General features: G+C 64.6%; 2 protein-coding genes. Both read right to left on the reverse strand.

Annotated features, from left to right (window positions below):
- Window positions 1-18: 18 nt before the first annotated feature.
- Entirely contained in the window at window positions 19-9,873 is a 9,855-nt protein-coding gene (locus FDT80_RS14415) for a non-ribosomal peptide synthetase/type I polyketide synthase (protein WP_138663020.1), read from the reverse strand.
- A 792-nt stretch (window positions 9,874-10,665) separates the two neighbouring features.
- Window positions 10,666-12,147, reverse strand: a complete 1,482-nt coding sequence (locus FDT80_RS14420; protein ID WP_170311882.1) for an oligosaccharide flippase family protein — start codon at window positions 12,145-12,147, stop codon at window positions 10,666-10,668.
- Between the last annotated feature and the right edge of the window lie 22 nt (window positions 12,148-12,169).

Genomic DNA, 12,169 nt, shown 5'->3' on the forward strand with positions numbered 1-12,169 from the left:
CCGGGTTGGCGCCCGGGCTCACACCCCGCGCCGCGCCCCGCGCCGAAAGGATTTGAGCGATGGCTTCTTGGGTGCCGCCGGATCGTCCTGCCGGCTGTCGGCAAAGGCGGCCAGTCGCGCGATTGACGGATATTCCAGCAGGTGCCGCGCTTCGAGATTCATCCCAGCATCGATCAGCCGTGCAGCTATCCGAAAGACGGTCAGCGAATCCGCACCCAGCGCGAACAGGGTTTGCGAGGTGCTGATGCCATCCATCCCCAGAACGGATTCCCAGATCTCGGCCATCCTGGTTTCGGTTGCGGTGCCCGGTGCGGTATGCAGCGCGGTGATCGTGGCGACACTCTGGGCATCGGGTAGCGCCTTGCGGTCCAGCTTGCCATTGGCGTTTGACGGCAGCTTGCTCAGGAACACCCAGGCGGTCGGCACCATGTAGGCGGGCAGGGCCTCGCCGACCGCGGTGGCCAAGGCGCCGGGCTGCGGATCACGGCCCCCGCGGGCCACGACGTAGCCGACAAGCTGATCGCCGCCGCGCGGTGTGGGTTTCAGCGCAACAGCCGCCGCCGCGACCCCCTCCAGCCCGCGCAGGGCGCTTTCGATCTCGCCCAACTCGATCCGAAAGCCGCGCAGCTTGACCTGCCCGTCCTCGCGGCCGAGCACTTCGATGGATCCATCGGCCAGCCGCCGCGCGCGATCTCCGGTCCTGTACAGACGCCGGGCCGTGCCGTTCAGGGTCACGTCGCGAAACGCAGCGCGGGTCAGTTCCGCGTTGCGGAAATACCCCTTGGCCAGTCCGGCGCCACCGATATTCAGCACGCCCACCGCCCCGATCGGCAAAAGCTGATCCGCCTCTCCCAGCACATGCAGTTGGGTGTTCGCGATCGGATGCCCGATGGTCACGCTGTCGCCGGGGCGCATGCGGGCAATCGCGGACCATATCGTGGTTTCGGTCGGCCCATAGACATTCCAGACATCCGCGCCGTTCTCCGTCAGACGGTCGGCAAGATCCTGCGGCAGAGGCTCGCCACCGGCCAGCATGGTCAGCCCATTGCGGGGTTTGAACCCGGCTTCCAGCGCCATCGCCCAGAGGGTGGGGGTGGCCTGCATGTGGGTGATGTCGCCCCGGCCCAGACGCTCGACCAGCCGAAAGCCGTCAAGCACGTCTTCGTGCGGGGCGATCACGCAGCGCCCGCCGACGGTCAGCGGCAAGAACATCTCGAGCACGGAGATGTCGAACATCGTCGTGGTCACGGCCAGCAAAACGTCGTTCTGGTCAAATCCAGGCTCCTGCGCCATCGATCCAAGCAGGTTCACGACCGAGCGATGACTGATCTCGACCCCTTTCGGGACGCCGGTCGAGCCGGAGGTGAACATCACGTAGGCCGAGGCATCGCCGGTCGCCTGGCAGGCCTCGGGCGTGCCCGACTGCGGGCAATCGCCAATCCCGAGCGCGGTCAGCCCAAGCCCGGATGCGCACTCCGGCAGTTCGGCGTGATCGTGCAGGATTGCGGCCACATCGGCAGTCTCAAGGATCATGCGAAGTCTTGCCGGCGGTTGCGTCACGTCGAGCGGCACATAGGCATTGCCGGTCTTCATCACCGCCAGCAGCGCCGCGATGCCCTCTGCCGAGCGGGGCACCGCCACCGCGATGCGGCCGTCGCGGCCGACACCCTGCGCCTGCAAGGCCGCGGCAATCGCGTCGCTGCGCCGCTCAAGCCGGCCATAGGTCATCTGGCCCGCGCTGTCCTCGATGGCGATGGCATCAGGGTGCGCGGTGGCGGCGCGCGCCACCATCGCATCGACGGTTTGCGGCGCGGGCAGCGGGGCAGCGGTGTCGTTCAGCGTCTCGAGCATCCAGGCGCGTTCCCCGGCGGACTGGACCGGAACCTGCGCAATCGGGCGCGCGGTGTCCGCGGCCATTTCCGACAGCACGGTTTCAAGATGGCCGATCCAGCGTTCGACCGTGGACTTGTCGAACACATCCGTATTGTAATCGACATCCACCCGCAGCCCGTCGCGCCGCTCCACGATGTTGAAGAACAGGTCGAAATTGACCGCGGCCTTGGGATTGGGCGCCATCGTCGCGCGCACCGGCCCCATGTCGACGCTTTCGCCCAGCCGTTCGAGGTTGAACTGGATCTCGGTCAGCGGCAACCGGTTGAGCGAGCGGTCGATGTCGAGATCGCGCACCAGTGTTCCGTAGGTGTATTCCTGATGCTCGAAGGCATCCATCACCCGGTCGCGCACCTGCGCCAGTGTCTCGGCCACCGAGGCCGTGGGGGTCCAGGTGCTGCGGATCGGCAGGAAATTGACGCAGTGCCCGACAAGGGCGCTGTCGGCAAGATTGGCCTGGCCACCGGCGGGGACGCCAAGGACTATGTCGTCAGAGCCCGACAGCCGCCCGATCACGATCTGCAGCGCGGCAAAGAGCGTGGCAAAGAGCGTACAGCCTTGCGCCGCCCCCGCCTTGCGCGCGCCGCGCATCACGTCACCCGGAATATGCGCCGTGCAGGTCGATCCGGAAAAGGACTTCATCGCGGGGCGCGGCCGATCCGTCGGAAGGTCCGGCAATTCCGGCAGGTCGGCGAATTGCGCCTGCCAATAGCTGCGCGTGGCGTCCGATGTCTTGGTCCCGGCGCGGTCCATCGCGTACCGGGCAAACGATGGCGCGGGCGGCAGGTCTGCCGTGGTGCCGGTCACCTCCTGCGCATAGCAGGCCGCCAGGTCGCTGCCGATTACGTTGTAGGACCAGCCGTCGCAGACGATGTGATGCGCATTGATCACAAGAACATGCTTGTCCGTCGCCTTGCGCACCAAGAACGCGCGCAGTGGCGGGCCTTCGACGATATCGATCTCGGTGGCGGCGTCGCGGGCCAGAAGGTCGGCCAGTGCGGCGTCCGCATCGGCGTGATTGCCGAGGTCGTGCAGGTCGAGCGGCAGCGAGAACGGATCGAGGATGTCAAAGGTTTCGCCGGCGCGGTCAAAGACCTGCCGCAGGCCGTCGTGCCGCGCGATCACCCGGTCGAACGCGCGCTGCAGTGCATCCCGGTCCAGCGGTCCGTCCAGCTCGATCGACGCGCTTTCGTTAAAGCAGCACGAGGCCGCCTTGCCCAGTTGCGCGGTCATCCAGATTTCTCGCTGCGCCTCTGTCAGCGGAATGTCCCGTGTCGGCGCCTGTTCCGCCGGGCGCGTGGCCGACGCCGCGGTGGTGTCCGACGCCAGAATGCCCACGCTGCGCAGCGCATCGACCGACTGTTCGAAGACGGCGACGACCTTGTCTGCCTCTGCCTGGCCATGGGCGGTGGTGAAGATGCAAGGATAGCCGATCTGCACATGCACCCCGCCCAGCCGCATCAACGGAAACAACAGGGCCGCATTCGGGTCCTGATCCGTGACCTGCGGGACGAACCAACTTGAGTATGTCTCGACCATGCGCGGCAGGCCGCGTTGCTCCAGGATGTCGTTCATCCGGCCCACGGCGCTTGCGGTCAGCGCGGCGGTCGCCTGCCACAGGTCGGCGCCGTTCCTCTCCATGTGGTCGAGGGTCGCCTCTATCGCGGCAAGCACCAGCGGATGCCGCACGAATGTACCCGCAAAGAAGGTTGGAGAGGCCTCGGGCACGGACGCATCGCCGAAGTGCCACATACCGCCATCGAGCGCATCCATGAACCGGGCAGATCCGGCCAGCATTCCCACGGGCATACCGCCCCCCATGACCTTGCCATAGGTCGCCATGTCGGCCTGAATGTCCCATTCCCCCTGCATCCCGCGCGGCCCGACGCGAAAGCCGGTCACGACCTCGTCCATCACCATTGCGGCCCCCCCGGCCTGCGTCAGGTCGCGAATGGTCTGCACAAAGGCGCGGGGGCGCAGATCGGGATGGCGGCTTTGCACCGGCTCGACGACCACGGCGGCGACGTGCGCGATGTTGTCGCGCAGCCAGTCAAGACTGTCCTGCTCGGCATAGGGCAGCACGATCATGTTCGACAGGCTGGACCGGGGTATGCCCGGCGCGATCGGCAAGGCGGTCGGGTCGCCACCGCGCTTCTTGCCTTTGACCAGCACCTCGTCGAACTGGCCGTGGTAGTCGTTTCCGAAAACCACGATCTTTTCGCGCCCGGTCACGGTCCTGGCGATCCGCATCGCCGCCATAACGGCCTCTGACCCGGTGTTGCAGAACGCGGCGCGTTCGTGGCCCACGAAGCGCGCGAAACGCTCTGCGACGGGGCCGGCCAGGTCGCTTTGCGGTCCGATGGCAAAGCCACGTTTCATCTGGCGGGTGACGGCATCGATCACGAAGTCGGGCGAATGGCCAAAGGCGGTCTGGCCGAAGCCGTTGACCAGATCGACGTATTGATTGCCGTCGATGTCCCACAGGTGCGCGCCCTTGGATGTGTCGCAGACCATCGGGAACACCAGTTCCTTCCACTCCGCGCGAAATCCTGACGCGGTGCGCGGATCGGCCATGACGGACCGATATTTTTGCACATAGGCCTTGGATTTCGGGCTGCGCGCACTGTAGCGATCGGCCAGATCGCGGGCAAAGCGCAATTGCTCCTCCGTCAGGTCGCCACCGCTCGCGTTGGTCGCCCGCCCGATCGAGAAGTTCGGCTTTGCGTCCTCGCGTGGCGCATCGTCGGTCGGTGCGGTCGGGGCCGCAGCCACGGGTGCTGCGGCCTGCGATGGCGCGACAGTGTCCCGTGACGGCGCAACAGGAACCGCCGCTGCGGCGGGCTGGGCCCCTGAAATCGTCTGGAGTTGTTGCGAAAACAGTGACTGCATCGCGGATATCTGCGCTTGCATCAGGGCGGCGGCGGAGCTGTCGGCACCGACCGGGGCGGTTGCGGGTGCTGTCGGGACCGGTGCTGCGGCCGGGACGACTGCCGGGGCGGCGGCCGTGGTGCCGGTCGGGGCTGCACCGTCCTGGGCGGGCAGGGCCTCGGCGACTTCGGGCGGCAGGGTCGCATCCAGATAGGCCGCGACCGCCTCTGCGGTGGGATAGTTCGCAAGCAACTGGCGAAACGTAAGGTCAATTCCGTATTCCGATCCCAGCTTTTGTGCGACCTGTCCAAGAAACAACGAGTCGAAACCCAGATCGAGGAACGAGGCGCCCGCGTCGTCGGGACCGAGGTCTTCGCCCGAGACATCGCTGAGCATCGCCAGCACGTCGCTGATCAGTCGGGGTGTGCGGTCGATGACCGGTGCAGTCGATGGGTCGGCCATTGGGGCAACCTCCTGTTGGCGTATGGGATTGGGGGCTGCGACGGCGGCCGCAGGCGGCGTGGCTTGGTCGGTTGCGAAATCGGGCGCCGGTGCGTCGATCCAGTGAAGCTTTCGCTCGAAGGGATAGGTGGGCAGAGAAACGCGCCGGTTGCCACGCGGGCCCAGCTTGTCCCACGCCACCTCGGCCCCCGCAGCCCAGAGCCGACCGAACCCTTCGGCCATTGTCACCTCGTCGCTGTCGGGTCGGGTGTGATCGGGCAGCGATTGGACAATTGCCACCTGCGCGTCGCGCGGCAGGGTCTGCGCGCAGAATGCGCTGAGCGTATTGCCCGCCCCGACCTCGAGCAGGATCGCAGGATCCGGCCCGGCGAGTTCGGTCACGGCATCGGCAAAGTTCACCGCCGCGCGGGCCTGCCGTGCCCAATAGGCCGGATCGGTACACTCGGCTTGGGTGATCCACGTGCCGGTGACACAACTGACATAGGGAATGTGCGCCGGGGTCAGGGCGATACCTGCCAGGGCCTCGGTCAGGCCGTCACAGACAGGGTCCATCATCCGCGAATGAAAGGCATGCGAGGTATGCAGCCGGGCGCAGGCGATGCCCGCCGACTTGAGACGCTCTTCCAATTGCGCGACCGCGTCGAAGGCACCGGCGACCACGTTCAGTTTCGGCGCGTTCCGCGCGGCGATATCGACGCTGGCGTCAAGGTGCGGTTCAAGCACATCCAGCGGCGCGCGCACCGACAGCATAGCGCCTTCGGGCTGGTCCTGCATCAGTTGACCACGTGTCGCGATGATCCCCAGGCCGGTCTCGAAGCTCATCACACCCGCCAGCGCGGCGGCGGTGAATTCGCCCACGGAATGCCCGATCATCGCGGCAGGCACCACGCCGCGGGCCATCCACAGCTTTGCGCAGGCATATTGCGTGAGGAAAAGCGCCGGTTGCGTCAACCGGGTCTCGCGCAACGCGCGCGCCGCGTCCTTGTCCGACGAATCGCCAAAGCACAGCATGGTTTTCACGTCGAGCCCAAGGATCGGGCGCAGGATTTCGGCACCCTCGTCGATCCAGCGGGCGAACTCCGGTTCGCTGTGGTAAAGTCCGCTGCCCATGCCGGGATATTGCGACCCCTGGCCGGGGAACATGAACGAAACCGCCGGTGTGCCGGACAGGGCCGGCTTGCGCACGGCAGGCGCACGGCGCAGCCTGGCCGCCACTTCGGCGGTCTGTGTGCCCGCCACGGCCAGTCGGTATGCGAACGCGCTGCGCCCTTCCTGAAGCGTGAATGCCACGTCGCACAGATCCGGCGGATCGTTTGCCTCCATCGCATCGGCGAGCCGGGTCTGCATCTGCACCAGCGCGTCCGGCGTCCTGGCGGACAGAACCACCGTCTGAACGTTGTCTGGTATCTCCCGCCGGCGCTGCGGTGGGGCTTCCTCCAGAACCACATGCACGTTCGTGCCGCCGACACCAAAGGAACTGACCCCGGCCCGCAGCGGCCCGTCCGCGCGCCAGTCCGACAGTTCGGTCTGAATGCGGAAAGGAGAGCCGGACAGGTCGATCCGGTCATTCAGGGTCTTGAAATTGGCAACTGGCGGGATTTCGCGATGCGTCATCATCAGCGCCGTCTTGATCACGCTGACCACGCCTGCGCCGGCATCCAGATGGCCGATATTGCCTTTGACAGAGCCGAGTGCGCACTGCCCTTCATCGAGGTCGGAGCCGAATGCCTGCCGCAGCCCGCTGACCTCGATCGGGTCGCCCAGCGGAGTCGCGGTGCCGTGGCATTCCACGTAGGAAATCGTCTTGGGCGCGACACCGGCGTCGGCGTGGGCCATGCGAATGGCCGCAGCCTGACCCAGAACCGTGGGCGCGGTGTAGGAAATCTTGTCGGCGCCGTCATTGTTCACCCCGACACCGCGGATCACGGCATAGATCTGATCGCCATCCGCGACCGCGTCCGCCAGACGGCGCAGAACGACAACCCCGCCACCATGCGAAAACACGGTGCCCGTTGCCTGCGCGTCAAACGGGCGGCAGGTGCCGTCATCCGACGCCAGCCCGCCGTCTTGGGTGAAGTAGCCGCGCCTTTGCGGGAAAGTGATGGAAACGCCCCCGGCCAGCGCCATGTCGCACAGGCCTGACCGCAGGTTCAGCACCGCCTGTGAAATAGCCGTCAGCGAGGTTGAACAGGCGGTCTGCACCGTCATCGCCGGGCCCTGCAGGTTCAGCTTGAACGACACGCGCGTCGCCAGGCAATCGCCGAGGTTGCCGGTCAGTTCCGAATATTTTCCGGTCTGGTAGTTCGAGGTGAAGGCCTCGGCCTCGGCGCGGTTTCCCAGCACGTTGTGGATCAGGTAGGTGTTCATCGACGACCCGGCAAAAACGCCCGTGCTCATCTTGGTGTGTTTGGGGTCGTGGCCGCTGTCCTCCAGGGCCTCGTAGCACATTTCCATGAAGATCCGGGCCTGCGGGTCGGTGACCGCCGCTTCGCGCGGGTACATCGAAAAGAACTTGGCGTCGAAAAGGCCGGCGTCCGGCAGATGAGGCCGGGTCGGGACATAATTGCCCGCGGCGCGTTCTTGCGGGGTGAAGCTGTCCTCCAGTTCGTCGGGGGCAAAGGGGCGGATCAGGTTCGTGCCCTGCCGCAGATGGTCCCAGAATTCGGCGATGGACCCCGACGCAGGGGTACGGGCCGACAGGCCCACGATTGCGATGGCCGCGTCGGGAAGCTCCGTCACCCCTGTCGGGTGCGCGTCCGGCGCGGCATCGCGAACAGGGGCTTGATCGGGCTCTTGCTGCGCTATGATCTCGGCCAGCCGGGCCGAGAGCTGCGCAAGCTTCGGTGCCTCGAACAAGAGGGTGATGTCGAAACCGATGCGGAAGTGTTTCTTGAGTTCGGCATGCACGTCGACCAGTTGCAAGGACGTGCCGCCCGCCTCGAAAAATGTCATGTCGTCCGCGACGGGACCACATTTCAGGGACTGATCCCAAATCGTCGCGATCTGGCGCGATACGTCATTGACCGAGACGGATTTCGCCACAGTTGCCTTGGGCGCGGGTGGGTCCGGTTCGCGGGTGGCCGGGGTCTCTTCAAGGCTGCGCAGCAGTGCCTTTCGGTCGATCTTGCTGTTCACGGTCAGGGGGAACTCGGGCAGGACGCGATTGACGCGGGGCAGCATGCCGTCGGGCAGGCTGTTCGCCAGCGCAGCCATGACCGCGCGGATGAACGCGGTATGATCCTGAGGCATCCCGCCTTGGGGTTTCAGAAACGACGCGATCCGCTTATCCCCCGATGGGGTGGTGACCAACGCGACCGCCGCGTCGGTCAGCATGGGCAATTCGCGCAGGTGATGTTCGACCTCGTCCAGCTCGATCCGGCGACCGCCCAACTTGACCTGCCGGTCCACGCGGCCGGAGAATTCGTAAATGCCGGTATCGCGCCGCCGCACCAGGTCGCCGGTCAGATAGACCAGGCCGCTGTGCCCGGGCCGCGGATCGGCGATAAAGGACACCGCGCTGCGATCGGGTTGATTGAGGTATCCCAGCGCCACGCTCGGCCCCGCCGCAACAAGCTGGCCCAACTCTCCATCGCCCAGTTCGGCGTGGTCGTCGTCGATGACAAAGCAGTCGCAATGCCCCGTTGGCACCCCGATCGGGATCGAGCCGCCCTCAACATCTGCGCGGCACAGCAGGTGAATGGTGGTGAACACGGAATTTTCGGTCGGGCCATAGCCGTTGATAATCTCGACATCTGGGTAGGTGTCCATCAAGCGCCGCATGTGAGAGGAGGACATGACATCGCCGCCAGCCCTGAATTGCCGCAGCCCACCAAGCGCATCGAGGTGGTGTTCGATCATCAGGTGTGCCAGCCCGGTATAGAAAAAGGCCACGGTGACCTGTTCGTCGCGGATGACGCGGGCCAGCACGTCCAATGCCGGTTTGGTTTGGGTCACGACCGCGACCGACGCCCCGTTGAGCAGCGGCGCCCAGATTTCCCACGTCGAAGCATCGCAGGCGATCGTTGAATTCGCGAGAGACACGTCACTGGGCGTGAACTGCCCGACGGGCTGATCGTACCCCAGCCGCGTGATGGCGCGATGGGGCAGCACGACACCCTTGGGTTTGCCGGTCGATCCCGAGGTGTACATGATGTAGCAGGGATCGTCGCCACTACGGCGGGGAAAGCCGGGGCGCGCGTCCGGCGCGTCTTGCAACAGGTTCTGGATATTCAGCAAGGGCGTGCCCGCCGGGGCCAGCCCTTTCGCCAGATTGCCGTAGGGCGCATCCCACAGGATCGACGCTGGGGTGCAGTCGTCGATGACATAGCCGAGCTGCTTGGAGTCGTAGGCCGGATCGAGCGGCACATATACCGCCCCGGCGCGCATGATCCCCGCCATCACGAGCACGGAATGCAGCGTGCGGTCGGTGATCATGGCGACTTGGCTGCCCGGCCCGACGCCATTCGCCATCAGATGCCAGGCAATCCGATCGGCGGCGGCACCCATTTGGGAATACGTGAAGCTGTGTCCACCACCGCGCAATGCAATGGCATCGGGCACGATGTCGGCGACGTTCAGGACTTGGTCGATCAGAGTTGCATCGGCGTCATATTGCAATTCCGCCAACGCGTTTCTTGCAGCATCGTCAAGCATGTCATCCCCCACGCAAACGGGGAGCACAATCCTTTTGGTGCAGTCACGAAATAGTGCTGCGAAAAATATCTACAAAGGAAGTTCGGCCCCCACCAAACTGAAATCACACTAATTTCGTGATCCAATTTTTTCAGGGTAAATCATCGACTTGCGAAAATCGACTCTTCTTTGCGCCAGCGTCAGCTTTCACCGGGTCGGTGGAATTCGATCCTGCTGGCGGATACGTCGCGGCGCCCCCGGACGCCGCAGAAATTGTAGCCGCTGCGCTCAAAGCCACCAAATACTGTGGCCGCGCACAAGTTTTCCCAAGGGTGTCAATCTCAAGGCAGTCGTCCGAGATTGTTTCCATTTCGGCGACAGATACGCACCTGGCGCCCTATCAAACCAGAATCATCCAAATCGCCACGCCCCAGAACACCGCGCAGGCCACGACGACGATCGTTCGCAGAACCGATCCTCGAAGCCGGTGGGGACGGGACCGGGGCATCGTTTTCGTGCGAATTTTCGATTGATGTTCCAGTGGGGGCAACACCTCTTTGTTCATGCCATGAGAGTAGCAAGAAAACAGCGTCCGAAGACAAATGATTTTCAACCGATAAGTGTGTGGGCGAAATCAAGCCGTTTTCCGGGAGCGCATCGCTGATTCTGGCCGATGTATCCTTTGTCCCGCCTGCCGCGCGCTCAAATTTCCGCCGACCCAGAAACCGAAGTGCAAACCTGCAATTCTGCCGTGAAAGGCTTTATCGCAGCCTGATCCGCGGCGGACAGGCCGCCGCGCCGCGAAACAGTTCGCTAACCGGCCAATGATCGTATCTTGCGCCCGATGGCAGACCGCAGTGACCTGTCACAAATCGCGATCACCGGGGCATAGACTGCCAACATGCACAGACCCAGACCGACAAACCGCACAAGCGGGTGCAGATGTGCGACCGGGCCAGTGCCGATCAGCAGGTACGGAACCGGCAACGCAGCCAGGACCGCGGGCAGCACCGGCCAGCAACCGGCAAGAATGGCCGGCCATCGCACATCGGCATGGATGCGCATCACCCGCGCATTGATGACGAACACGATCACCGCGGCAATGACTTCGGACAGGGCGGTCGCGATAACGCCGAACACCGCGCCCACGGATATGCACGCGATGGAAATGAGTGAGTACAAAAGCACGTAGCGTGGCAGCAGGCCGACCTTGCCCACCAGCGACAAGATGGGCGTGGAGGCCGAACTTGACGCGCGGATAAATGCCGCGATCGCCAGAACCTGAACCACGGGCACCGCCGCGGTCCAGTCCGCGCCCAGCATCCCGCGGATCAGATCGTCGGCCATCACCGCAATCCCGGTGAACAGCGGGACGGCACAATAGATCAGCATCGGAAAGTATCGCCGCGCCGCCTCGTCGAAACCTTGGTCCGGGGTTGCGGTGGTATGGAACTTGCGAAAATGGCTCCATGCCAGGATACGCGCGGGTTCGCTCAGGATTTCTTCGAAAGCGCCGACAACGCGCTGCCCGGCGCGATAGATGCCAACCGCCGCCGGCCCCATGAAACCGCCGATCATCAGGGTCGCCGCGTAGCTGCGAAAGGTCACGAGCAGCCGTGTCGCCATGATATTCCACGAGAAAACCGCTATTTCGGCAATCAAGGATAGCTGCGTGGTGACGACCGGCCGCAGGTGCGACGCCGCCATCGATGCGCCGCAGGTGACGATTGCGCCGGCAAGTCGGCCATAGGCCAGCGCCATGATGCCCTGACCCTGCAAAAGCGATGTAACCGCGACGGCGAAATTGGCCATCTCTCCGGTCAGGATGCAGATCGCCGACACGGAAATCCTGCCCTGCCATATCAGCACGCCGGAATAGGTTGCCCCGACCGCGGTGAAAACGACGCTCGCCGACAGAACCCGCGCCAGCCAAGCGACGACGGGGTCATCGCTAAACATATGCGCGAAGAACGACAAAGACACCCCCAGCGCCGATCCGACAAGACCGGCGACCAGCGCAAGAAAGAGGGTTTGCCGCAGCCGGTCCTCCGCCCCTTTCCAATGCAGTATGTATTCCGACCAACCCGCCGTCGCCATCTGGTTGAGAAACAAGATAAGTGCCGCGACCAGTGCGAAGATCCCGAATTCCTCGGGCCGCATCACACGGACGGCCACCATGAAGATCCCGAACTGGATGACCTGCACCAAGACCCGCGATACCGTCGTCCAGATACCGCCGCGCAACGCGGTCTCGGACGGGCCTTTGCTGGTTGATGTCCCTTTGATGTCGAACACCTCTCGATCCGTCCGCGTACTG

Source organism: Sulfitobacter sabulilitoris, assembly GCF_005887615.1.
Taxonomy (GTDB): domain Bacteria; phylum Pseudomonadota; class Alphaproteobacteria; order Rhodobacterales; family Rhodobacteraceae; genus Sulfitobacter_E; species Sulfitobacter_E sabulilitoris.